The sequence below is a fragment of the Pseudoalteromonas sp. ECSMB14103 genome (assembly GCF_000813065.1).
In the GTDB taxonomy this organism is placed as follows: Bacteria; Pseudomonadota; Gammaproteobacteria; order Enterobacterales; family Alteromonadaceae; genus Pseudoalteromonas; species Pseudoalteromonas marina.
The window spans coordinates 42,847-64,237 of the sequence record NZ_JWGY01000007.1; the positions used below are offsets into that span (position 1 = coordinate 42,847).

General features: G+C 39.3%; 30 protein-coding genes. 10 read left to right on the forward strand and 20 right to left on the reverse strand.

Translation table 11 applies throughout. From position 1 onward, the window contains the following. The first annotated feature begins 97 nt into the window (after nucleotides 1–97). From RF53_RS12280 to RF53_RS12295, 4 genes are read left to right on the forward strand one after another with little or no spacing between them, the layout of a single operon-like run. The gene (locus tag RF53_RS12280) at nucleotides 98–1,879 is read left to right on the forward strand and encodes a terminase large subunit domain-containing protein (RefSeq protein ID WP_039037841.1); all 1,782 of its coding nucleotides are present in this window, start codon (nucleotides 98–100) and stop codon (nucleotides 1,877–1,879) included. Continuing rightward, nucleotides 1,879–2,946: a phage portal protein gene (locus RF53_RS12285; RefSeq protein WP_039037842.1), complete on the forward strand. Its 1,068-nt coding sequence runs from the start codon at nucleotides 1,879–1,881 to the stop codon at nucleotides 2,944–2,946. The genes RF53_RS12280 and RF53_RS12285 overlap by 1 nt, the downstream gene beginning before the upstream one ends. Beyond that, the gene (locus RF53_RS12290; RefSeq protein ID WP_008135639.1) at nucleotides 2,943–3,269 is read left to right on the forward strand and encodes a phage holin family protein; all 327 of its coding nucleotides are present in this window, start codon (nucleotides 2,943–2,945) and stop codon (nucleotides 3,267–3,269) included. The genes RF53_RS12285 and RF53_RS12290 overlap by 4 nt, the downstream gene beginning before the upstream one ends. After that, nucleotides 3,269–3,724, forward strand: coding sequence for a hypothetical protein (locus RF53_RS12295; protein ID WP_039037843.1), 456 nt, complete (start codon nucleotides 3,269–3,271; stop codon nucleotides 3,722–3,724). The genes RF53_RS12290 and RF53_RS12295 overlap by 1 nt, the downstream gene beginning before the upstream one ends. Nucleotides 3,725–3,741: 17 nt before the next feature. Here RF53_RS12295 and RF53_RS19620 read toward each other — a convergent pair whose 3' ends face one another. After that, the gene (locus tag RF53_RS19620; protein ID WP_235420627.1) at nucleotides 3,742–4,302 is read right to left on the reverse strand and encodes a hypothetical protein; all 561 of its coding nucleotides are present in this window, start codon (nucleotides 4,300–4,302) and stop codon (nucleotides 3,742–3,744) included. 424 nt (nucleotides 4,303–4,726) lie between these two features. Beyond that, nucleotides 4,727–5,152, reverse strand: a complete 426-nt coding sequence (locus tag RF53_RS12305; RefSeq protein WP_052242896.1) for an SH3 domain-containing protein — start codon at nucleotides 5,150–5,152, stop codon at nucleotides 4,727–4,729. A 162-nt stretch (nucleotides 5,153–5,314) separates the two neighbouring features. Here RF53_RS12305 and RF53_RS12310 point away from each other — a divergent pair, with 162 nt between their 5' ends. Then, entirely contained in the window at nucleotides 5,315–5,560 is a 246-nt protein-coding gene (locus RF53_RS12310) for an ogr/Delta-like zinc finger family protein (RefSeq protein ID WP_039037844.1), read from the forward strand. Here RF53_RS12310 and RF53_RS12315 read toward each other — a convergent pair. Beyond that, nucleotides 5,557–5,907 carry a hypothetical protein gene (locus RF53_RS12315; protein ID WP_039037845.1) on the reverse strand — a complete coding sequence of 117 codons (351 nt, stop codon included), beginning with the start codon at nucleotides 5,905–5,907 and terminating at the stop codon, nucleotides 5,557–5,559. The two genes, RF53_RS12310 and RF53_RS12315, sit on opposite strands and share 4 nt — an antisense overlap. Before the next feature lie 182 nt (nucleotides 5,908–6,089). Between RF53_RS12315 and RF53_RS12320 the strand changes: the two genes are divergently transcribed. Beyond that, entirely contained in the window at nucleotides 6,090–6,269 is a 180-nt protein-coding gene (locus RF53_RS12320; RefSeq protein WP_039037846.1) for a type II toxin-antitoxin system HicA family toxin, read from the forward strand. A gap of 54 nt (nucleotides 6,270–6,323) precedes the next feature. After that, a complete protein-coding gene (locus RF53_RS12325) occupies nucleotides 6,324–6,740 on the forward strand; it encodes a type II toxin-antitoxin system HicB family antitoxin (protein WP_039037847.1) in 417 nt (138 codons plus the stop codon). Nucleotides 6,741–6,778: 38 nt separating this feature from the next. On the opposite strand, the gene RF53_RS19130 is transcribed toward RF53_RS12325, so the two are convergent. The 8 genes from RF53_RS19130 to RF53_RS12360 form a co-directional block, all read right to left on the reverse strand. Next, on the reverse strand, nucleotides 6,779–7,234 hold the full coding sequence (locus RF53_RS19130) for a KilA-N domain-containing protein (RefSeq protein WP_327077544.1): 456 nt from the start codon (nucleotides 7,232–7,234) through the stop codon (nucleotides 6,779–6,781). A gap of 15 nt (nucleotides 7,235–7,249) precedes the next feature. Beyond that, complete coding sequence (locus RF53_RS19670) at nucleotides 7,250–7,381, reverse strand: hypothetical protein (RefSeq protein WP_268747295.1); 132 nt, start codon at nucleotides 7,379–7,381, stop codon at nucleotides 7,250–7,252. Between the two features lie 407 nt (nucleotides 7,382–7,788). Continuing rightward, nucleotides 7,789–10,350, reverse strand: a complete 2,562-nt coding sequence (locus tag RF53_RS12335) for a replication endonuclease (protein WP_039037848.1) — start codon at nucleotides 10,348–10,350, stop codon at nucleotides 7,789–7,791. Beyond that, nucleotides 10,351–10,635: a hypothetical protein gene (locus RF53_RS12340; RefSeq protein ID WP_039037849.1), complete on the reverse strand. Its 285-nt coding sequence runs from the start codon at nucleotides 10,633–10,635 to the stop codon at nucleotides 10,351–10,353. Between the two features lie 73 nt (nucleotides 10,636–10,708). Further along, nucleotides 10,709–11,308, reverse strand: coding sequence for a DNA N-6-adenine-methyltransferase (locus RF53_RS12345; protein WP_039037850.1), 600 nt, complete (start codon nucleotides 11,306–11,308; stop codon nucleotides 10,709–10,711). 9 nt (nucleotides 11,309–11,317) lie between these two features. Continuing rightward, entirely contained in the window at nucleotides 11,318–11,731 is a 414-nt protein-coding gene (locus RF53_RS12350) for a hypothetical protein (RefSeq protein WP_039037851.1), read from the reverse strand. Nucleotides 11,732–11,740: 9 nt separating this feature from the next. Then, nucleotides 11,741–12,034, reverse strand: a complete 294-nt coding sequence (locus tag RF53_RS12355; RefSeq protein WP_039037852.1) for a helix-turn-helix transcriptional regulator — start codon at nucleotides 12,032–12,034, stop codon at nucleotides 11,741–11,743. Next, nucleotides 12,031–12,249, reverse strand: a complete 219-nt coding sequence (locus tag RF53_RS12360) for a YdaS family helix-turn-helix protein (RefSeq protein ID WP_039037853.1) — start codon at nucleotides 12,247–12,249, stop codon at nucleotides 12,031–12,033. Before RF53_RS12360 ends, RF53_RS12355 begins: the two co-directional genes overlap by 4 nt. Before the next feature lie 154 nt (nucleotides 12,250–12,403). Here RF53_RS12360 and RF53_RS12365 point away from each other — a divergent pair, with 154 nt between their 5' ends. Further along, nucleotides 12,404–13,024 (forward strand): LexA family protein, encoded by a 621-nt coding sequence (locus RF53_RS12365; RefSeq protein ID WP_039037854.1) that lies wholly within the window; start codon nucleotides 12,404–12,406, stop codon nucleotides 13,022–13,024. Nucleotides 13,025–13,093: 69 nt separating this feature from the next. Here the strand turns inward: RF53_RS12365 and RF53_RS12370 are convergent, their stop codons facing one another. Together RF53_RS12370 and RF53_RS12375 are read right to left on the reverse strand one after the other, a co-directional pair. Continuing rightward, nucleotides 13,094–14,389 (reverse strand): DUF6575 domain-containing protein, encoded by a 1,296-nt coding sequence (locus RF53_RS12370; RefSeq protein WP_039037855.1) that lies wholly within the window; start codon nucleotides 14,387–14,389, stop codon nucleotides 13,094–13,096. Next, a complete protein-coding gene (locus RF53_RS12375) occupies nucleotides 14,386–14,793 on the reverse strand; it encodes a hypothetical protein (RefSeq protein WP_039037856.1) in 408 nt (135 codons plus the stop codon). Before RF53_RS12375 ends, RF53_RS12370 begins: the two co-directional genes overlap by 4 nt. 140 nt (nucleotides 14,794–14,933) lie before the next feature. Here RF53_RS12375 and RF53_RS12380 point away from each other — a divergent pair, with 140 nt between their 5' ends. Further along, entirely contained in the window at nucleotides 14,934–15,494 is a 561-nt protein-coding gene (locus RF53_RS12380; RefSeq protein ID WP_200888051.1) for a hypothetical protein, read from the forward strand. Between the two features lie 40 nt (nucleotides 15,495–15,534). Here RF53_RS12380 and RF53_RS12385 read toward each other — a convergent pair whose 3' ends face one another. From RF53_RS12385 to RF53_RS12405, 7 genes are all read right to left on the reverse strand, one after another. Further along, complete coding sequence (locus RF53_RS12385) at nucleotides 15,535–15,768, reverse strand: hypothetical protein (RefSeq protein ID WP_039037857.1); 234 nt, start codon at nucleotides 15,766–15,768, stop codon at nucleotides 15,535–15,537. 26 nt (nucleotides 15,769–15,794) lie between these two features. Next, nucleotides 15,795–16,106: a hypothetical protein gene (locus RF53_RS12390; protein ID WP_039037858.1), complete on the reverse strand. Its 312-nt coding sequence runs from the start codon at nucleotides 16,104–16,106 to the stop codon at nucleotides 15,795–15,797. Nucleotides 16,107–16,177: 71 nt separating this feature from the next. After that, entirely contained in the window at nucleotides 16,178–16,726 is a 549-nt protein-coding gene (locus RF53_RS12395; protein WP_039037859.1) for a hypothetical protein, read from the reverse strand. Between the two features lie 68 nt (nucleotides 16,727–16,794). Then, nucleotides 16,795–16,953 (reverse strand): hypothetical protein, encoded by a 159-nt coding sequence (locus RF53_RS19465; RefSeq protein ID WP_158649128.1) that lies wholly within the window; start codon nucleotides 16,951–16,953, stop codon nucleotides 16,795–16,797. Between the two features lie 25 nt (nucleotides 16,954–16,978). Continuing rightward, complete coding sequence (locus RF53_RS12400; protein ID WP_200888052.1) at nucleotides 16,979–17,368, reverse strand: acetyltransferase; 390 nt, start codon at nucleotides 17,366–17,368, stop codon at nucleotides 16,979–16,981. A gap of 143 nt (nucleotides 17,369–17,511) precedes the next feature. Then, nucleotides 17,512–17,688 (reverse strand): hypothetical protein, encoded by a 177-nt coding sequence (locus RF53_RS19470; protein ID WP_158649127.1) that lies wholly within the window; start codon nucleotides 17,686–17,688, stop codon nucleotides 17,512–17,514. Between the two features lie 127 nt (nucleotides 17,689–17,815). Beyond that, nucleotides 17,816–19,033: a tyrosine-type recombinase/integrase gene (locus RF53_RS12405; RefSeq protein WP_039037861.1), complete on the reverse strand. Its 1,218-nt coding sequence runs from the start codon at nucleotides 19,031–19,033 to the stop codon at nucleotides 17,816–17,818. A 138-nt stretch (nucleotides 19,034–19,171) separates the two neighbouring features. Here RF53_RS12405 and sbcB point away from each other — a divergent pair, with 138 nt between their 5' ends. Next, nucleotides 19,172–20,623 carry an exodeoxyribonuclease I gene (sbcB, locus tag RF53_RS12410; protein ID WP_039037862.1) on the forward strand — a complete coding sequence of 484 codons (1,452 nt, stop codon included), beginning with the start codon at nucleotides 19,172–19,174 and terminating at the stop codon, nucleotides 20,621–20,623. Nucleotides 20,624–21,391: the final 768 nt, after the last annotated feature.

Genomic DNA, 21,391 nt, shown 5'->3' on the forward strand with positions numbered 1-21,391 from the left:
TATTTAACTTTTAGGAATGGACAGGTTTTTGACTGACAGATTAAGCGTTTTATAACGAATACACTGCCGCTATGGATTAATAAAAGCGGCGCAATAGATGGCGAACTACGGACCAGAGATACGCAAAAAAGCACAAGATTTGTATGTTGTTGAGGGTTACACGGTTGACGAAATAGCCGAGCTTGACGAGATGCCCAGTGCACGTAGTGTTCGCCGCTGGGCTGAGGCTGGCAAGTGGGAGGATATGTGCCCAAGCTATAACGCCGAAATGGCCTTTAGCAAACGTATTAATGTACTGGCCGATAAAGACGATAAAACCGATGCTGACTATAAAGAGCTCGACTTTTGCACGCGCCAGTTGTGTGCACTTAATAAAAGTAAATTAGCCCCTGCCCCTAAACAGCGCGCAAGTAATGACGGCAACACAAACAATAACAGCGGCAACAGTCATAACGGCAATGACAAAAAATCAAAGAAGAAAAAGAAAAACGATTGCTCTGGTATTACCCTTGAAATGCTCAACGAGCTTAAAGACACATTACTTTATCCTCACCAAAAACATTGGTTTGATAACCAAGACCACCGCACCCGCTTTATATTAAAACCACGCCAAATTGGCGCTACATTTTATTTTGCCTTTGAAGCGTTTTACGATGCTGTGGTAAATGGGCGCAATAAAATATTTATATCGGCGAGCCGTGATCAGGCCGAAGTATTTAAAGCCAATATTGTGGCGTTGGTGCGTGAGCATTTTAATGTTGAATTAAGTGGCTCACCCATGGTGCTTAATTTAGCCGGCGGTAAAACCGTTAAACTAATATTTAAGTCAACCAATGCCCGTACTGCACAATCAGAATCCGGCGATTTATATATTGATGAAGTATTTTGGATACCTAAATATAAGTCGCTGCGCGGTTTGGCGCAGGCTATGGCAACGCATAAACATTTACGAATAACGTATTTTAGTACGCCATCGGTTACCAGCCACGAAGCCTACGACCATTGGAACGGTAAATGGTACCGCAAAACAAAAGCGTGTAACGATCCTGAATTTGCTATTGATGTAAGCCATAAAAACCTAAAGAACGGCCAGCTGTGTGACGACGGTATTTGGCGACAAATGCTCACGGTTTACGATGTAGTAACCAGTGGCTTTGACCGTATTGATATTGGCGTACTTGAAAACGAATACAGCGTAGATGAGTTTAATAACTTGTTTATGTGTAAGTTTATTGATGATGCGCACAGTGCGTTTAACCTTAAACAGCTTATGAACTGCGTGGGCGACTCAACCAAATGGGCTGACTTTGATTTAGCCTACGAGCGACCGTTTGGCCTACGCCCTGTTGTAATTGGTTTTGACCCTGCCCGCTTTGGCGATAAAGCAAGTGTTGCCATTTTAAGTGCGCCCATGCAGCCAGGCGAAAAGTTTTTACTGCTAGAAGCACTTGATTTAAGCGGCAACGACTTTGAAGCCATGGCGAACGAGATAAAGCACCTCACCGATAAATACAACGTTGTGCATATTGGTGTAGATACCACCGGTATTGGTTATGGCGTGTGGGAGCTTATTACTAAGTTTTACTCTAATGCTGAGCCGATTCATTACAACCCCATTATTAAAAACCGCATGGTAATTAAAGCCATTAACGTTATTCAAAACCGCCGCTTTGAGTTTGACCAGGACGCGGTAAATATTGCCAGCTCGTTCATTAATATTCGCCGTAAAGTGGTGGGCGACCAAATTACCTATGCCACAAACCGCACAGCCACAACAGGCCATGCCGATATTGCGTGGGCAATTATGCACGCCATGTTATTTGAACCACTCGACGGTAACGCCCATAGCCGTCAAACATCTGTAGGAATTGCAGCTTAATGAGTAAACCACGATTACAAGTAAGTAACGGCCATGCGCCAAACTACAACCAACGCACAGCAGTAACCGATACGTTTAGCTTTGGCGATCCTGAGCCCTGTTTAGACAACCGGCTAACCGATTACGTTGGGGTGTTTAGTGACAGTAACGGCATTTACGCCCCGCCCATTAATTTGCAAGGCTTGGTTAAACTGCTGCGTGTAAATGCCCAGCATGGGCCAATACTCTACTTTAAACGCAACATGATTTTAAAGTGGTATAAGCCTAACCCGCTTTTAAGCCATCAAGCCCTTAGTAAGTTTGCGTTTGATTTGCTGTGGAGCGGTAACGCCTATTTGCAGGTTATTAAAAATTCATTTGGGCAAGTTATTAAGCTGCGCCATTTACCTGCGTTGACTATGCGCTATACCGATAAACGCGGTGTGTACGCACAATTAAGTAATCGCAGTCATGAGCCTGTTTACTTTAATGCGGGCGAAATAATACACGTAAAAGAATACGACCCCGGGCAAGGCATTTATGGCATACCGCAATATTACGGCGGTATTCAATCAGCTTTGCTTAATGAAGATGCCACGCTATTTCGTCGCCGTTATTACAAGAACGGCGCGCACATGGGTTTTATATTCTCAATGGCTGACCCTAATTTAAGTGCTGATGATGAAACAGCCCTTAAAAATGCCATACGCGACAGCAAAGGCGTGGGTAACTTTAGGAGTTTGTTTTTTAATTTTCGCAGTAATAAAGCCGATGCTGAAAAAGCGATAAACATTACACCGGTGGGCGACATATCAACAAAAGACGAATTTGAGCGCATTAAAAAAATTACGCTTAACGACATGCTCAGCATGCACCGTGCGCAAGAAGCACTGAGCGGCCAATCATCTGGCGATAGCCCAGGCTTTGGCGACTTAGACAAAATTACCCGCGCTTATTACAACAACGAAGTTGTGCCCCTGCAGCAAGACGTATTAGGCATTAATAACTACTTACCTGCCGCACAGCATATTGAATTTAAAGAGCCTGAGTATTCAGACTTAAACCCAACACCTAAGGAAGCCGCATGAGCTGGATAGATGTAACAGAGTTTATTAAACAATGGGGGCGTTTATTTATGTTGAGCTTTTTAGCAGCCGCTATTCAAATGTATTTAAGCAAAAAGCAATTTACGTTTTTTCATTACTGTATGAACGTGCTCGTTGCTATTTTTGCAGCGTACTTAGCCGCTATGTTTTGTGAGTGGCGCGGCTTTGATGAAAGCCTAAAAACGGGCGTGATTGGCGTAACAGCATATGCAGCACCACACATTTTAGAAGGGTTCGACAAACTAATTAAATCGTTTAGCAAAGACCCTAAAAGCTTTATTAAATTTATACGGGGGATTAAATAATGGGGTGGCTAAAAACACTGGTTTCGTTTATCACTGACCCAATAGCCGATTTAACCGGCGGCTATGTTGAGCGTAAACGCATAGCGGCAGAAATGGCCGCTGATGTAGCTCGCGCTGAGAACAACTTTAAAATTGCCCAGTTTGAAGCCAAAGCAAAACGCTGTATGCAGGCCGAACAAAACGACGCTGATTATGACTTACTGGTTTTAAAAAACCGCGATAAAACCATGATGGATGAAGTGATCATTTTATTCTTTTTGGGGTTATTTGTGTGTCATTTTATACCGGCAATGCAACCCTACATGCATAAGGGCTGGCAAGCAATGGGCTATAACGGCGCGCCCTGGTACTTTGAATTTGTGATTGTAGGTATTGCCGTTTCAACGCTTGGGCTAATGCGATTGTTTAGAGCATTTTGGGGGAGTAAGGGCGAAGGTAGAAAAAGCGCTAGTTAGGAGCTAGCGCTTTGTTTTTATAAATTAGCTAAATGATGTTGCCAGTATTCAATTCTTTGAATACTGTTTTCTATTCTATCGGTCACATGTTCATCCCTATTAGCTAATGGGGTTATTGCTTCCTGATAAACCGCCGCCATATAACAATGCTCATTTTCAGTACTGCGTTTACTGGTACCGATATGATCAATCTCTAATTCAAGCCTGTTAATTATTCTACTAGTATGCTTTTCTAAATCATCATCTGAATATTCAAGGCTGGTTAGTAACGAGTTTAACTCAACCAATAAAGCATCAACTCTTTCTTTTATTAATTCTAATTTCATATCTTGCCTTTTTGAGTACCATTCAATTTCTAATGCGTTTTCAAATTTACCGGCAACAACTTCAAGCCGGTTAAGTGCTCTTGTGAAATTAGGCCCCTTCACACCATTAAGCGTTGCTGCATTGGTCTTGCTAATACCGCGAACTAAGTAATCACTGAGTGCTGCTTTTATATCTTCACTGGTGCTTTTACCAAACGACAATAGTGCATTTAACCGCTCTTGGCTTTGAGAGCCTTTGTATAAATAATTCATTAATTTATTTATCACTTAACTGATAATAAATTAATGATATTTCAATATTAGGTAAATCACCAACTATTTGATCTTTTAATTGTCATTTTGTGTCAAAGGTTGTCACTTTTTGACGATGCGATCTTTTTAAAATTGCTTACTGATCCCTTCACTGCGCTGGCTGGCGATTAATGACGTGTCACTAGGGTTGTCAATTTAACGCGTTTTTTGCACGAAAGCGGAAGGCGAGGAGGAGTGAATTTTTCGCCCTTCAGGTACTTAGCTAGTAACCAGGGGTTGTCCTTAACGACCAACTAAAGGCGAGTCAATATGTTTAAAACAGGAGAGTAAGTAACTGATGAAATTGATAGTGGATGAGGAAGCAAAGCATCCTAGTTTTGGTTTGTACGTGAGTGTCTCAAGTTACAATTAAAAAGTAGTTCTATCAATTCAGAATTAATTTAGTTTTATCTGTTATATATTTGCTACTAACATAATAAAATGCTGAATTGAATTTTATCATAGCCCAGCCATTCACAATTGAATACACATAAACTTCATCACCCTTCTCTAAAGTACCAACAACATTTTTTATTGTGTATGGGTTATCTCTAACATTTAGTTTAGATGCTGTAACAATAAACCTTCCCGTTGCGTTCTCTGATCCGTTTATTTCAGAACGTGAGTAAGCTACTTTTTCTTTTCTATTAAAGCCTGTTTTTTTATCGTAACTATAGTTCCCAATGCGACAAGTTTTTTTCCAAGAAATACATGAATTGCCACAAGGTTGACCTTTTCTACAGTTTTTTGCTTCACTGGAAAATGTGAACAACAATAAAAATATCAAAATTAATACTGAATTGAGTTTCATAAATATCCCTATTATTTAGACTGTTAAAATAGCTGACTTATTTTGCTATATCAACCACTAGCTAAAAGCTCGTCCATGCATAATAAAATTAAATGCTTATTTGTCACGCATAGAACCACTGTATATAATAACAGTGTCTTTTATTAACGATTGGTGGTTATTATGGCGCGGGTTACTTGTCCAAATTGCGAAGCTAAAGCAATAATTACGTCTCGTGAAAAGCAAAGCGTCCATGTGGTTAATTTATATTGCTCGTGCACCAATACTAAAGAGTGCGGGGCCACGTTTCGTATTACTCAATCGTTTGACCACTTCTTAAATCCGCCTGTAAAAAGCACCCAAGAACTTGCTGCGGCGCTTATTAAAAAACTACCTAAGGAACAGCAGCTAAGTCTGCTAGGTATTTAATATCCGAGTAATTTCTTTCTCAACATCATTTTACTTAACCGAACCCCACTGTAAGCACAAGCTAAAAATAAAGCATGAGCCATTATAAAAGGGACTGCCCTGAATATATTTTCAATGGGCCTGTTATTTTCTGATTGTGCAGCTTCAAGAAAGTTTTTAATGCTGAACCCATAAAAGCCAAAGAGGATTAATACAATTACTACTGACGCAATAAGCATTGCTACATCGTCATCAGTTTTATCAAAAAGATAGAGCATGCCAAAATAAATAACTACAAAGATTGCAGCCCCTATAAAAAAACCTGAAAACGCACCACTAAGAATTAACGAAATCCATTCACCTAACATAATACCTCCTAGAAAATAACCGACAAACATAGCTGCTTTATTTAAGTTAATTCAGCTGACTAATTAGTGCAAGTTTAATGTTACCACTTTTAAATAACTTAGGGTTATTGGGGTTATAAATAGTTGACACTACTGTCACTAGGGTTATAATAACCCTACGTTGATAAGTATAGCGAGGTACAGTGAATAGCAAGGATTTAATCAAACAGCTAGAAGAGGCGGGTTGGCAAGAAGTACGAGTGAAAGGCAGTCATCATCACTTTAGGCATCCAAACCATACCAACCTGATTACCGTTCCCCACCCTAAGAAAGATTTAGGCAAAGGATTGGTAGTAAAAATACTGAAAGATGCGGGGCTTTAAGCCCCTATTTCCTTAACACTATCACTGTTGTAAACACTCATTAGGAGAATAGCGATGTTATATCCAATCGCAATTGAAAAAGGCACAGAAACTGAAGCATTTGGTGTGGTGTTTCCTGATGTGCAAGGCTGTTATAGTGCCGGTGACTCATTCGAGCAAGCACTATTAAACGCTAAAGACGCACTAGAAACTCATTTAGAGTTATTAGCCGAAGACGGTATTTTACCGCCACAATCAAGCAATATTAACGATCACGTAAATAACCCTGAATTTTCAGGCTGGGTGTGGGCGTTGATTGATATTGACCTTGAACCCTACTTAGGCAAAGCAGGTAAAATTAACGTTACCTTGCCTAACCTACTTACTAAACAAATTGATGATTTAGTAAAAGCACATCCACACTATAAAAGCCGTTCAAACTTTTTACAGTTAGCGGCGCAGCATGAAATACAGGGTATTTCAGCACGTTAAACTAAGGGCGCATTAAGCGCCCTTTTTACTGCCCCCCATTAATGATTAACAAAGCGTTGAATGCTGCTTAGTTTGTTGCCTTGGGTTTCTACTATGTGAAGCAGTGAGCGCAATTCTTGCTCTAGGCCTGTTACCTCTTTAACGCTTATAGGTGTGTTGCTGCGTTGGCACTGGCGCAATATGGTAAATAACTGGTTCATACGTAAGCGCCAGCCGCAATCAAACATATCTCTAAACGGAATAAACATACTTAACCGCATTTCGGGAAAGTCCAATATTGGTAACTCGCTTAGGGTTGGCAAAGTGGCAAGCTCTGGTTCGTTGTGTTTGCTTTGTAAAAATACGCGGTTTACTTCTAATTGAAATTTAGGGCTGATCCAGCCAGCGTAAGAAATGGCTAATAGTTCGTGGGCGAATGTGCCTGGAGACTTTCCACCACGAACAGAATGCATTGGTTCTAGGTCTAAGGGTAAAATTACCCTTAGCTCATTAATAAGCTCTTTCGACTCTCATCTTCTTACCCATTGGCTAGGCTTTTTATGATCATCTAAACCACTGGCTTTATGCAACGCGTTTAAGTTTACACGGTTGTAATGATCAACAGGGATTAGGGTGTTTGAAATAATAAGTTGGTTTGTCATGGTAATGACCTCTTGGTATTTTAAATATCTAAACCACACAAAGGTTCGAATCTTTGGGTGGCAAGCTAAAGCGAGGTTCGAACTACTGCACACAAGGAAGACGGCCCACCGAAGTGGCCTCACTCCAGCCTGCCATAATTTGGGCGTTAAAGCGTGAGCATTAAAAAACCAGCTAAAAAGCTGGTGACAATGCACCTTGTGAGTAGTTGCGAGGTTCGAATCTCGGCACTGGATTTTGCCAGTGCCTTTTTACTACAGCCCCGCATAAGGCGAATTGTCAATTAGGTTAGTTTGACCTCCTTCAATCGTTTTCTATTTTTTATTTTTATCTGTACCTACGGATTAGTTAATTCGTGGGTACTCTTAAACGTAACTGTACCCGTCAATTAAGTAACTTACGGGTACAGTTACGCCATTAAATCCAGTGACCACCAATCGTTACTGCTGATTGCTGACGCACTGCCTTGTTTTACTAAAGTAACTAGGTCCCAATCGCCAATAGTGACTAGGCCGTTTTGTGTATGAGTGTTATTTGGTGTGTTACGCCCATCAAGCTGGGCGTATTTATAAGCAAGCTCTACATACTCGCGAGCTTGTTGCCAATGGGCTTCAGTTATGTGCCAGCTACCTGCTTTTTGTGAATATGTTTTAGCCAATGACTCAATAGCTAAGCGCTGATCATGCTTTATTTGCTCATCAATATTTAAAATTTGAAGTTGGCCGTCTCGTATTTGGTAAATTTGACCGTTTCGACTGATCCTTTTTCCGCTATTTAGATCCTTTATTACTTCATCAACGTCACTTTTTGAGGTACCCATCATATCTAGTAACAACTCAGCCCTAGACCCTGCAGCTATAGGCGTACAGTTATTACCACTAGTCCAAGATAGGTCGGCTGCGCCGACGTTGGTGCTAGCCTTAGCTGCGAGTTTTTCTGCTGTACCTTTGAGTTGTCTGGTCCATTCGATAAGGCGGGTTTTTAAGCTGGTTGCATCCGTTACGTTATGCACGTTGTTAAACAAACGTGTAAGCACGGCTTTGTAATCAATATTGGTTACAACACCCTTTATACGGCGCACTACTTCGGCGTAGTCGTTGCCCATTGGGGTAGCTTCGTACATTGATTTAAAGTTAGCGGCGCGGCCAATACACATACCCCCCTGTAGTTTTACGTAGTCTTTCCAGTTGGCAGTATCTGCGGCGTAGCGAATAGGCTCTATAATTTCGTCTTTTACAGCGGTACGCATACGGCGCAGCTCACGGTAAACCGTAACGCTTGGCGACCCCTGAAATTGAAACTGGCGAATGTTCCATGTGCTAGCCCAAGCTAAAACAGGGTTGGCTTGCTCTTGCAAGTTTTCGCCTGTGTCAGCGTCAACATGGTCGCTAAGCATATAACCATCAATGTTTTTACTGATGTATTTAGCAATATAGCTGGCTGCACTGCCCTTGCTTTTATCTAGCTTTACAGCGTCAAAGCGTGGGCTAAATGTGCGGTAAAATTTGGTAGGCGCTTTGTGGTTTTTAGCCTTAAATTTTTTAGGCTCTCTGTTCTCTGCTTTGGCTTTTTCGGCATCTTCTTTATTGCGCTGCATAGCTACTTCGTTAGCCTTCTTTTTAGCAAAGCCGTACTCACTGCGCTTTTTTTTGTACAGTTTAAATAAGTGGGTTTTCTCGGTGTGCGCACGGTACTTAACACACGCCTCAACCGTTTTTATGTGTGTGCCGTGAGTGTTTATATCTACAAATTTGTTGAATACTTTTGCTCGAGTAAGCTCAGGGCCATAACGATCGTAAAGCTCGTTTTTGTCTTCTTGAATAAAGTACCAACGCAAAATAGCGTTGATTTCTTGAAGCTTATTTTTTGGCATGAATAACATCATGTGCCAATGCGGGCAACCGTCAGCATGCGGCTCTACCACACGTACACCAAAGTATTTAAGGTCGCGGCGGTTTAATTTGGAGCGTGCACGTGCCCACGTAGTAGTTAAATAATTTTGGGCATCTTTAGGGGTTGAACCGTCCCATGTATTTGCATTGGCATGAAAACGCGCAGGGCAAGTAATAGTATAAAACATAGCAACATAGCCCATTTCATCGGCCAGTTCTTCGGTTTCACGTATTCGTAGCATCAATTCATTACGGCGGTTAGCGGGGTTTGCCATGCCGCTTTTTACGGCTTCAATTAGATCAATTACATCGCCGTCACTGCTTTGCAGTTCCATCATTTCTAAAAACTGGCGGCCACTTGCTTGGGCAAAGCTAAATTCGCGTTGTGCTTGTTTTGATGAATACGGGCTAATACCACGACGTTTAGGCTTTTTGCTTTTTTTGTCGTAGTATAAATCTCGCCCTACTTGGCCCGTGGCAATTTCTAGCAATTCTAAAAACTGTTTTCGCAGGGTTTTTAGTTGACGCGCCCACCACTTATCGCACTGCATTTTAAGCAACGCAATTTCAAAGCATTCTTGCGGTAAGTCATCTTCACGCATGCTATAAAATGGCACGTTCACACCAAACGACTTTGCATAATCGCTTACGGCTTCATACGTCACACGTACTAATTTTTCATAGCTTAAACGTTGGTGTTCTTCGCTTACATCAAGGGTAATTTGCACGCACTCCATAGCGAGTGTGCCTGCGTGTTTTTTAGTTTTTTCAATACTGCTTAAAATATGCCATGGCAATGGCATATTTTGAGTAATACTAAACAGCACACCAAAGCGCGGTTTTAACCTAGCAATAGTGCGGCGCAGCCATGTATTTGCACGGTATTGGCTACCCACCTTTTTTTGGTTATAACGATCAATGTACTTACGGGCCATACGACTTTGCAAAGGCACTGGCACATTTTGCAGGCCACGCGCTAAAAAGTTGTGGTCGTCAATATCGCTTATAGACGAAATTAAACCCTTAGCTATACCAGATAGTCTAAGGGCTTGTAGGTCGATTGGTTTAGGGTTAGCCATTTATTCGGTTAACTCTATTAACGCAGGTTCTTCATGAATTTGCGCGGCGTCTAATGCGCTTTGCATTTGGTCGTAAACTGGCGCGTATACATCATGTACATCAACAATCATTCTCACTATTGGCAAAAAGTCAGTTAGGCAGTTTTCACACTCCATAAGCATTGCAACTGTTGGGCGTTTGTTTAAATTGCGAATAGTAAAGTTGGCTTGGTCGATAGCGTGTTCAATGATATTTCTTACTAAGTTCTGTTTTTTAAATAGATCTTGGTCTTTGATAGTGGTCATTTTTAGTATTCCTTTGGGATTAAATTATTGGTGTAGATTTACTGAGAGTGTGTTGCTTTTGGGTGTAGTTTCATTACTTCACTACTCCAAGGGCTGAGAATATTGCGCGGAACTTGTTTGGCCTATCACCAAGGTAAGTAATAAAACAGCCTTTAGGTGCGCCTTTTTTTACATTACCTTGTGCATCATTAAAGTGTGTACGGCCATCAATAAAACAGCTTAAGCCTGCGTTTAATAACTTTTGGCACCATGCTTCTGAGCTATTAACAAAGGTGATGTTCATTGCTTCTTTAAAGTTACCTTGTGCATATTGGTCTAAGTAGTAATCAATCCAATCGCCGTTGCTGGCTATGTCTTCGGTAATACAATGGCCCCGATACTTACTGTAAGTCGGGTCGTTACATATTTTTTTAACGCATTTTGGCTTACATGCTATTTCACCTTTATTGAATGGGTGATTTAACCAAACAGTATTAGCTATCCAATTGCGTGTTAATGCATCGTCATCTTTGGTTAAGTAACACGTTGCTTTTACTGACTTGTTAGCAACCACACAACTTGCAGGGTCTAAATCAATAACGGGAAACATTTGGTGCACATACTTCAAAACTTTAGCGGGCGTGTAAAATTCAACATTGCCACTGTCTTGATTGATTAGTTGATCAGGTGTCATGGCTAATCCCTAATGTGCTTGTTCTGTTTTTTGAGTATTTTTAGCAATGCTAAAATCTCGCTTTTGTAAAAAACGGCTTGGCGTCATCGCATTAGCATCAACAAAGGCGGTTACTATTTCTTGAAGCTGCAAAATAGCTTGATGTATTTTAAGGCGCTTTTCACGGTCAAATTGGTGATAGCTCCTTTCCAAGTCACTTTTAGATAGCCCTGCCGAATAACACACAATTACTTGCTGCGGTTTACTCAAGTGCGTATACACATATTCAGCGGTATGACGATCGCTATTAAATAGCCCTTTAATCTCAGTAAGCCCTTTGGGTGTTGGTTTTACATCAACAACTTTTAACTGAGTTTTTTCAGGCTGTTCGTTTATGTCTGTAATATCGCGCTTCTTTGCAATTTCTAATGCTGCATTTGCCATGGTTTTCTCCTAGTTGTTTACGCTTTGTTGGTGCTGCGTTCTAAATTTAATTAGCTCGTTTAAGCGATAATGATTAGTTTTGCCAAACTGAATTGATTTAGGAAAATCAGGCAACTTCGACAAAATCCAAAACTTTTTACGCGCACATCCCAATACCTCGCATGCCTCAACGGTGCTAACTAGGCGGTCTTTTTGCTCTTCAAGCTCAGTGCGTAATTGGTTGTTTTCTTGCAGTAGTGCAAACAGCACAGCTTTTGCGTCTGGGTGAATATCTAATAAGATGATTTGTTGTTCAGTGCTCATGCTGCATCTTCCTTTTTGCTTTTTTGATGATCGGCTAGTAAATCGTTTACCGATACTTCACCGTTAGTTAGTTCTGAAATACGCGGAATGTATTTCGCTGGCGCTTGCTTATTGGTGTTAACCCAGTGCCAAACATGACCCTGCTTTAAACCAAAAGACTTTGCAGTCTCTGTTTGACCGCCGATTATTTCTACAGCTCTTTCGATTGCACTCATATCAACACCAAATGTTAATTTAATTTGTATTACACGAATTTATACAAATATAATTTGTTTGTCAATACACATTTAATTTGTAATTATTAATAAAACTTGTATTTAAGCAATGTTCTTTGCTGAATACCCTTTAAATTACTAGGATGTAACGCGTATGAGTCTTGGAAAAAGAGTAAAAGAAGAAAGAAAGAAACTTGGTTATACACAGATAAAACTTTCAGAGGTTTCAGGAATTACACAGCAAACACTTCAAAAAATTGAAGATGGCACAACTAAAAACCCTCGCAATATTGAAGCACTAGCTAAAGCGCTCCAATCTGCTCCTGAATATTTACGCTTTGGCATTAGCGATAACATTAATAACAACGTTTCGCCAGGACCAACAATTAAAGCCACCGCCCCACTTATCAGCTGGGTGCAAGCCGGTGCTTGGTCAGAAATCAGTGAAATTAAAGCTTATGACGCAGAGCGTTATATGTGCCCTGTTAATTGCAGTGATCTAACCTTTGTTTTAAAGGTGCAAGGTATTAGCATGGAGCCAAAGTTTGATGAGGGAGATTTGATTTTTGTAGACCCTGAAGCAGAATGCATCCACGGCTCATACGTAGTAGCACGCCTAGACGACGACAACCAAGCCACATTTAAACAGCTAATTATCGAAGGTGGCCACAAATTCCTAAAAGCCGCCAACCCCAACTGGCCAGAACAACTAATTCCAATAAACGGTAATTGTACGTTGGTAGGTAAGGTTATATTTACGGGTAAGTCACTTTAGTTTTACTAAATTGCAGGCATAAAAAAGCCCGCTAGGTGCGGGCTTAATAATTTAGAATTCAATATTCTTCTATTGAGAGTATTCACGTCGATGCGGTTTAAGAACTTTTATCCAAGTTTTAAGACTACTCGCACGCCTATCTATACTTGTTCGCTCTAAGCCCTTAACGCACTTCTCAACAAATTCTTTTGATGAGTCTGGGTCAAGTTCAGAAATTGATTTTACTCCTGCCCATTGCATCCAAGCAAAGCCAAAATCACTTGACTCTACCCTATCAGCTAAAAACTGGTATTCCGCTTCTTTACTGCACTTCTGAGCTAATACACGACCCATAGTTGTCGGAGTATTATCTTTATTCAATAGACCTAAACATTGCGCAGCATGGGTATGGTAATCAACCTGCCTTTGAGAACTAATACCATCAATAAATTTTTCTTTCAGTTCTCCACCATCTATTCTGTGCTTAACAATAATAACAACTCTGTCTAGATAATTTGCTTGTGGTACTTTATTTGAGTCTATTATTCTAACTGTACTTTTTTCAAGTTTATCTAATATTGGCTTTAGCCCTGCAGAATTTATCAAAATTGGTTTTTTAAGAGTATCTGAAGTTTTCGATTTTAGAGTTAAGTTTAATTTATTTAAGCTAACAATATCGAGTAAGTTTTTTAATCTATAAGGATCAATTTCATATTCTGCTAATCTATTTTCCAATTCATTTTCATCTGCTAAAAGAGTTTCTAGTAGCTCAATTGCTACTGCTGCTCGCTCTTGGTTACTCGAACCTAACTTCACATCAAATGAGCTATACCCTGCGGTTAAAGGGAAAAGTGAAGGCTTTCTATTTTTAGCATCCTTCATTAAGCTTCGAATAATCTCACCAAAAGCGTCTAGTACTTTCGTTACTGCATTATCGGAAGGTGAGCCTTTCCCATTCTTATGCTTAGCGATTCTTAAATTAAAATCCCACTGAGCCTCAGGATCGATTGACTGAATTTCATCCGCGTAAATTGCAAAATCATCTGGAGGTAAGTTTGCTAAACTCAAATTTTCGTCATTCAAATGAATGATATCTGTTTTTTTATCTTCACTGGCATAGGTTGAGATAAGCATTAGACGTTTAGATTTTTTATAAGCTTCTTTAAATGTATATTCTTCGCGTAGTAATTCATCTAAAATTTTCTTTGATACAGGCATGTAAACCCATTTTGAGCATCTTCCGTTATCATAATCGCCACTCCAATATACAAGATACAATTGCTGAAGTTCATCTTTTACAGAAAAGCACTTAGGACCATAAAACTCATCATATATTTCAAAAATTGTAAGCCGACCTAAGAAGGTATCATTTGGTAAAGTCTTCATGCTTCTATAACCTCTTCCTTAATGTATATGTGGGGCTTAGCTCCATCTTGAGCCCACAAAGTAACATGTCCTGACTTTTCTTTAATAACTCCCAGCTCAGGAACCAGCTCACCACAGACCATCTGCCAACTTTCGTACTGCTCTGGTGCGGGGTAATTACCTGTTTTGCGCTTTAATTTAGATAATGTAGTAAAAAAAGACATTCCATAAGATAAAGGCAGATCTTTTGTTAAATAAGCGTAATCTGGCTTTTCATCTCTATGTTTTTGAAAATCCACCTCTGTAGGTGGAATTGTACGTACTAAACGGTATACAAAACCTTCAGCCGGAATTGGTTCGCAACTTTCGGGAATGTCTTCTGGAAAGTCAGCAGGCCAAGAGTAGTTTAAATTTGTTTGACTCATTTTTTATTCTTTATTGCTTCCGATGCACATTTTTAGACAAGTGAGATTAAATAAATTCAATGCTAATAATGTAGCCAACTATAATTTATAGTAATTATTATGTATCCTCATAACCGAAATAGCAATCAAATGAGAAGTGTATGGCTGAGCCTGAGCAAATTAACAACGATATAATACCTAACCAAAGTAACAACAATGAAGAAATAGGCAAAGAAATTTGGTTAGTTCCTCTTTACACTCTGGCGTATTCTCTATTCGCTATTTGGTTGCTGGTAGATGGTTGGCTAACAGGCTTTTCATCAATTTTAAACCTTTGGCATTTAGATGAAGGGTTTAAAGTACCAGCTCAAGTTCCTTTTTTATTTTTTACAATAGTAGGTGCGTTGTTAGGCAGCGCTATTTTGAGTATTACGTCATTCCATAGACATTACGCCATTAATTGCTCATTTAACTCTAAACATATTTGGGGATATTTTCTTGCACCATTACTCGCAACTCTAGTAGGTTGCCTTGTATTTGCAATAGTCCAAAGCGGGTTGCTCGTTTTAACTGGCGATATTGCAAATGAGTCAGACCCTGTTAGAGCCACTTTAGGGTATGTAACAATTGGTGGTGTAGCGGGATACAACTGGGATATTTTTGTAAAAAAGTTAGAAAACTTATCTCAAGATTTATTAAACTCAGGAAATAAAGAAAAGTAGATATTTAAGCGTTAGCCCACTTTTTTGTGGGCTTCATGATTTAATGTATTATAAATTGATGGGCTGTGATATTCGGTTTTCCGTCAGCTGAAAATGTTACTTTTAAGTTTCGGTCATGAATAGAAGTAAACTTTCTTTCATCAACAAGGCTGTTAAACGCATAGATGAAATCTTGATCCTCATTATTATATCGACCATCAAAATCACTAATCGTATAAGTTTCTTTATTTAAACCTAATAAGTATTCAATCATTTCACCTTTCAAATCAATCATAATTTCACCTTAGCTAATAGTTAGCTTTAAAGCCCTTTACCTACTTGATTTTTTATATATAGACGCAATGCACTTCCTTTCATTTCTTCCCATGAACTAAAATTTGTATTGTTAGCTATATATGCATCCCACTCATCATCGGCTATCGCCTCGAACTCTTTTGCTGTTGAAGCATCAAATGGGCTTGCTCCTAATAGCTCATCAAAGCTATTAAAAGATGAGCAGCTAGATACAAAGCTGTCATTAATTGTATCTGCCATGGTTAACTGCTTACCGTCTAAATTTTCTATATTTTTCGCTAGCTTTTTTAATCCACCCATATTTACCTTTACAGACATAGCTCTTACTCTTTAGTTAAAATAAAAACTAAGCATAGCTCAAAAAAATCATATCAGTTAAGCGTAGATATTTAATTACCATCTTTAGTTAACAGCTTTAATTCATCTTGAATTGTGCTTGTATTTGTTTCAAAGAAGAGGTTATCACCATACATTGACTGATAATTTATATGAACTCTTAAGTTGGCAAGTAAGTCATCATGAATAGCGGTGTATCTCTCAGAAGCATTATCACTTGATACATCTTGTCTAACTTTGATATAAACTAGCTTTTTTACTTCATCTTTAGCTAAAGTACTGTTTTCACCAAATTGACCTAATCCAAACTCATCAGTAACTGATAGAGACTGCCGTATTCTTTCAAATAACTTCGAACTTGTTATTTCCTCTTCATCCCAAATCAATTGAAAAGATGTTATTACTGCACTCCCTAGGCCATTATTTTTAATATCGTAGGTAAATTCTTTTTCAATAAAACCTCGGTGCATAATATCTGAGAGCAAAGGCTTCACTGAAAGCTTGTTGTGCTCTCTAGCCAATCTTGTTTGTTGTAGTGAAACTATAAGAGCACAAGTAGCAATAAATACACTACAAATAGTCGTAATAAGCGTTGCATCCATGTTTAATCCTTTATTAATTAAAAAATAGAAAAACGATTCCAATAAAGTTATAGATATTAAAAAACCCGTTAATTAACGGGCTTGCAGTCATCTTGTTCGGTTCTGGCTAAATGCGCCTTTTGCTTAATAGCGCTTATTCTATTAAATACTGAGCTAGATATTTTTTTAACATTCCCCGCTTTTATATCTTCATCTAATAAACGCAAAAATTGTGATGTGTTTTTCATGGATTCATCTTCTGTATTATTTACTCTACCTAACACAAATATACATTGTTATAAGACGCTCTGCGGGGTTGTCTATAAGAATATTAAACCCATTTTTTTGATATAGCGCGACTAATCTTTCAGCTTTTTCGCATTCTAGTATTATTACTCGGCCACCCACAAGCTGGTTTGCTTTGTCTATTATTGTGTAGGCTTCTTCGAGAATATACGATAAGTTTATTTGATTATTTGCTACTGAATCATTTTTACCTATCTGGCCTATAAGGTAGGCGTTTACACGTTCACTATTTTTACAAATTCCGTCAAGCTTTTTCCGCAGACCTTTACTTATTTTAGTTTCGTTATTTTGATTTAGGGAGACTTCTTTGATAGACAGTGAAAAATAGGCAAGTATTTGGCCGCTACCATCATCCAATATTAAATAGGTTCGTGATTTAGACGCATTTTCTAGGCGAATAGCTTTATTTGTATCGGTTAGGAATGCTTCAACATCTGTGTTTTTTGTACTACAAAAACTAGAAAGGAGTTGATGTAGTTGGGGTGCATCAAACTCCTTTATTAGCTCTGAGAGCTGGACAACCGTTGTCTTAATAACGCAATTCCTTTTACTCTATCCGCCTCATGGTTACGATTATTTGTTGTAACTTTATGGGCTTTTTTGCAGTTTTCTCTGAACGATTGAATAGCTCTTTGATCGGTTACTACAAAGTTTTTTTCAAATGACGTGGTAGCCATAATAAGCTCCTTAATGCCGTTGTATCATTAGGTTATTATAAAAAATAATCCTACAATGAATTTTAAACCTATTGACGGCTATGTCAACTTTTATGTATCTACGTGTGTATTCATGTCTTGTAGGACATCATTTACTATATAATTCAGCTTTAAGCGCATTTTCTATTAATACACAATAAAGCTCATACCCTGTGGTCTGCTCTTTTATCCAATCGTGTTTATTATATACCGCCATTACACCACGCATTGTATGGCCTAACATTTTTTCGGTTACATGCGGCGCTACACCATTTTCGCTTAGTAGTGTTGAAAGTGATCGGCGGGCATCATGTGGTAAAAACTTAGGCATTTTGTATTTTGCAAATAAGTGCTCCCACATTCGACAGCAATAACGATTAATACTGTGGGTGGTCATTGCTTTGTGTGGATTGCTACCTGGTATTAAATATCCATTACGGCCGTATACCATTGCAAGCGTATCTAGTATGCTTTTCATCTTGGCTGAAATTGGCCTGCGGATAGATTTATTTGTTTTTGAATTCTCCGATGGTACTGTCCAAATATTGTTGTCAAAGTCGAAATGCTCCCACTTAGCTAAACGAACCTCGGATTGCCTTGCTCCTGTTATATAAATTAGCTGAAGGCATGCTTTAGTTGCTGGAGTAGCCTTTGAGCTTTCTATTTGTATCCAAAGCTTTGCAATTTCATCAAAGCGCATAACTCGTTGGCCAACCGATGCTTGTTCACCGATATCATTTACATTTAATGTGAGCACAGGGTTAAATGGTTTTACTTCCCCTCGCTTTTCAGCCCAACCAATAATCGACTTAATACGTACTAGTATAGTACCGGCTGTTTTAGCACTACCTTGTGCTTTCACTTCATCAAAGTAAGTTATCCAATCTTTAATGGTCATTAAATCAAGTGGCATATTTTTATCATTAAGTATTGGTACAATCCATTTGCTGACTTGGTTTGTGTATAAAATTTGTGTTTTTTCTTTTAGGTCGGGTACTTTTTTATCTAGCCACGTTGCAGCAACTTCTGCCATTGTAGGCAAGCCCTTGGCATTGTTACGCATAAGCTTAAGTTCTAGGCGTGGATCTTTATCTTGGCTTAACCAATTTTGAAACAGCGGTATATAGTTTTGTGCTTCTTTGATGCTAAGCCCTGGATAACGCCCTAGCGTAATAATTACCTGCTTAGCATCTACACGGCAACGATATTGCCAAGTTATAGTCCCCTTAGCTGATACCCTTACACTTAAACTATCTCTATGCGATAATACGCACGGTGTTTGATTTTTACCTAGCAGCTTTCTTAATTTGGTGTCACTGATCGCCATTTAATTTTTTATACACAGTTAGCAAAAAATTTATACACGATACTATACACACAATGCGCCAATTACAAGAAACTCGAAAATACAAAAAGAAACTGAGTAGCGCTAATAACCCGTAAACATAAAGGGCTAAGACATAGAATGAATAATGAAAGCTATCAAGAGAATCAAGCAACAATCTATTGGCACGATTATGAAACTTGGGGGGCGAGCCCTCAAAAGGATAAGCCGAGCCAATTTGCAGGTATTCGTACCGATCTTGATTTAAACATTATTGGCGAGCCGCTTATTGAATATTGTAAGCCGCAAGCGGATTACTTGCCCCACCCTGAGGCATGTTTAATTACCGGTATAACGCCACAAGAGGCAATGAAAAAAGGCTTGGTTGAGGCTGAGTTTATAGCAAAAATTCATGCCGAATTTAGTTCGCCAAACACCTGTGTGGCTGGTTATAACAGTATTCGCTTTGATGACGAAGTTAGCCGTTATAGCTTTTATCGTAACTTTTACGACCCGTACGAGCGTGAATATAAAAACAATAATAGCCGCTGGGATATTATTGATTTGGTACGTGCGTGTTATGCGCTTCGCCCTGAAGGCATTGAATGGCCGTTAAAAGAAGACGGTAGCCCAAGCTTTAAGTTAGAGCATTTAACAGTAGCTAATGGTATTGAACACGCTGCTGCGCACGATGCGCTAAGCGATGTAACCGCCACTATTGCACTGGCTAAACTAATAAAAGAAAAACAGCCAAAGCTTTATAACTTCTTTTATGGGTTGCGGAATAAAAAAGCGCTTGGCGAGTTGGTTGATGTATTTAACATGACGCCGCTGGTACATACATCATCGCGTATTCCTGCAACGCAAGGTTGTACAACGTGGGTGGCGCCTATGAGCTTTCATCCGGTCAATAAAAACGCGGTTATTTGTTTTGATTTAACCCAAAGCCCGCAAGTGTTACTTGATTTAAATGTAGAAGAATTACGTAAACGTTTATACACCAAACGCGTAGATTTAGCCGAGGGCGATTTACCTGTTGGCTTAAAACTGGTGCATTTAAACAAGTGCCCTATTTTAGCGCCTGCAAAAACATTATTGCCTGAAAACGCAGCCCGTTTAGGAATTGACCGCGAGCAGTGCCTGGCTAATTTAGCTATTTTAAAAGCCAATACCGAGCTTCGCGATAAAGTCACTGAGGTGTTTAACGAGCAAGGCGATTACAGCGCAACCACTAACGTTGATTACTTACTTTACGATGGTTTTACCAGCCACGCCGATAAAGCTAAATTTGCGATTATTCGCGATGCTAAACCAGACGAGCTAGCGGGTTTAAATTTAGATTTTGAAGATAAAAAGTTCAATACATTACTGTTTAGATACCGTGCACGCAATTGGCCTGAAACGCTAAACCAGCAAGAGCTTGACCAATGGCGCCAGTATTGCCAAAACAAGTTAATGCATGGGGAAGATCAACCTTCAATTAGCGCACAAGATTTTATGATCACCCTTGAAAACTTGGCACATGAACACGACGACAGTGAAAAGAACCTGACCATTTTAAAAGCGCTTTATAACTACGCGCAGAGCATGTAATTTTCTTTTAGTTTATTTGTATAGCGCATATAAAAACGCGACGCTTTAATTACTAAAGCGTCGCGTTTTTGTTTAAATTATTATGGGCTTCGCCCATCACGCAAGCAAGCTTCGCGTCTACAAGTAAAACCCATATCTACACCATCGCGGTAGACGTAGAGCTTGCTCACGTGAAAAGCGTAGCTTTTAAGATAAAAACATTTGCACAAAGAGAAGTGAATGAGGAGTAAATGAGCAAACATAAGCCAAAAACAGCTTTTAATTAATCTTTCCTTCTAAAAGCGCAGCGCCTCTTATCTTCTTTGTAAATAAATCACTTTACGGGCTTTGCCCGTCACGCAAGCAAGCTTCGCGTCTAAAAACAAGCAATAATTTTTATTTAGCCGATAAGCGTTGGGCTTACTAACGCGAAAGAGTAGCTTTAAAATAAAAAACTTTTGCACAAAGAGAAACAAATGAGAAGTAAATGAGAAAACATACAGACCAACAACAACCTTTTTAGCACTATCACTTCCTCTAAAAGCGCAGCGCCTCTTATCCTCTTTGTGAATAAATCACTTACGGGATTTGCCCATCACGCAAGCAAGCAGCGCATCTAAAAGCAAAACCCATATATACACCTTAGCGGAAGATGTAGAGCTTGCTGATGTTAAAAACGAAGCTTTAAAATAAAAAACTTTTGCACAAAGAGAAACAAATGAGAAAACATACAGACCAACAACAACCTTTTTAGCACTATCACTGCCTCTAAAAGCACAGCGCCTCTTA

What these genes read in the sequence shown, in the direction of transcription:
- RF53_RS12280 (WP_039037841.1), top strand. Translation starts at nt 98, where the DNA reads ATGGCGAACTACGGACCAGAGATACGCAAAAAAGCACAAGATTTGTAT.
- RF53_RS12285 (WP_039037842.1), top strand. Translation starts at nt 1,879, where the DNA reads ATGAGTAAACCACGATTACAAGTAAGTAACGGCCATGCGCCAAACTAC.
- RF53_RS12290 (WP_008135639.1), top strand. Translation starts at nt 2,943, where the DNA reads ATGAGCTGGATAGATGTAACAGAGTTTATTAAACAATGGGGGCGTTTA.
- RF53_RS12295 (WP_039037843.1), top strand. Translation starts at nt 3,269, where the DNA reads ATGGGGTGGCTAAAAACACTGGTTTCGTTTATCACTGACCCAATAGCC.
- RF53_RS19620 (WP_235420627.1), bottom strand. Translation starts at nt 4,302, where the DNA reads ATGAATTATTTATACAAAGGCTCTCAAAGCCAAGAGCGGTTAAATGCA.
- RF53_RS12305 (WP_052242896.1), bottom strand. Translation starts at nt 5,152, where the DNA reads ATGAAACTCAATTCAGTATTAATTTTGATATTTTTATTGTTGTTCACA.
- RF53_RS12310 (WP_039037844.1), top strand. Translation starts at nt 5,315, where the DNA reads ATGGCGCGGGTTACTTGTCCAAATTGCGAAGCTAAAGCAATAATTACG.
- RF53_RS12315 (WP_039037845.1), bottom strand. Translation starts at nt 5,907, where the DNA reads ATGTTAGGTGAATGGATTTCGTTAATTCTTAGTGGTGCGTTTTCAGGT.
- RF53_RS12325 (WP_039037847.1), top strand. Translation starts at nt 6,324, where the DNA reads ATGTTATATCCAATCGCAATTGAAAAAGGCACAGAAACTGAAGCATTT.
- RF53_RS19670 (WP_268747295.1), bottom strand. Translation starts at nt 7,381, where the DNA reads ATGACAAACCAACTTATTATTTCAAACACCCTAATCCCTGTTGATCAT.
- RF53_RS12335 (WP_039037848.1), bottom strand. Translation starts at nt 10,350, where the DNA reads ATGGCTAACCCTAAACCAATCGACCTACAAGCCCTTAGACTATCTGGT.
- RF53_RS12340 (WP_039037849.1), bottom strand. Translation starts at nt 10,635, where the DNA reads ATGACCACTATCAAAGACCAAGATCTATTTAAAAAACAGAACTTAGTA.
- RF53_RS12345 (WP_039037850.1), bottom strand. Translation starts at nt 11,308, where the DNA reads ATGACACCTGATCAACTAATCAATCAAGACAGTGGCAATGTTGAATTT.
- RF53_RS12350 (WP_039037851.1), bottom strand. Translation starts at nt 11,731, where the DNA reads ATGGCAAATGCAGCATTAGAAATTGCAAAGAAGCGCGATATTACAGAC.
- RF53_RS12355 (WP_039037852.1), bottom strand. Translation starts at nt 12,034, where the DNA reads ATGAGCACTGAACAACAAATCATCTTATTAGATATTCACCCAGACGCA.
- RF53_RS12360 (WP_039037853.1), bottom strand. Translation starts at nt 12,249, where the DNA reads ATGAGTGCAATCGAAAGAGCTGTAGAAATAATCGGCGGTCAAACAGAG.
- RF53_RS12365 (WP_039037854.1), top strand. Translation starts at nt 12,404, where the DNA reads ATGAGTCTTGGAAAAAGAGTAAAAGAAGAAAGAAAGAAACTTGGTTAT.
- RF53_RS12370 (WP_039037855.1), bottom strand. Translation starts at nt 14,389, where the DNA reads ATGAAGACTTTACCAAATGATACCTTCTTAGGTCGGCTTACAATTTTT.
- RF53_RS12375 (WP_039037856.1), bottom strand. Translation starts at nt 14,793, where the DNA reads ATGAGTCAAACAAATTTAAACTACTCTTGGCCTGCTGACTTTCCAGAA.
- RF53_RS12380 (WP_200888051.1), top strand. Translation starts at nt 14,934, where the DNA reads ATGGCTGAGCCTGAGCAAATTAACAACGATATAATACCTAACCAAAGT.
- RF53_RS12385 (WP_039037857.1), bottom strand. Translation starts at nt 15,768, where the DNA reads ATGATTGATTTGAAAGGTGAAATGATTGAATACTTATTAGGTTTAAAT.
- RF53_RS12390 (WP_039037858.1), bottom strand. Translation starts at nt 16,106, where the DNA reads ATGTCTGTAAAGGTAAATATGGGTGGATTAAAAAAGCTAGCGAAAAAT.
- RF53_RS12395 (WP_039037859.1), bottom strand. Translation starts at nt 16,726, where the DNA reads ATGGATGCAACGCTTATTACGACTATTTGTAGTGTATTTATTGCTACT.
- RF53_RS19465 (WP_158649128.1), bottom strand. Translation starts at nt 16,953, where the DNA reads ATGAAAAACACATCACAATTTTTGCGTTTATTAGATGAAGATATAAAA.
- RF53_RS19470 (WP_158649127.1), bottom strand. Translation starts at nt 17,688, where the DNA reads ATGGCTACCACGTCATTTGAAAAAAACTTTGTAGTAACCGATCAAAGA.
- RF53_RS12405 (WP_039037861.1), bottom strand. Translation starts at nt 19,033, where the DNA reads ATGGCGATCAGTGACACCAAATTAAGAAAGCTGCTAGGTAAAAATCAA.
- sbcB (WP_039037862.1), top strand. Translation starts at nt 19,172, where the DNA reads ATGAATAATGAAAGCTATCAAGAGAATCAAGCAACAATCTATTGGCAC.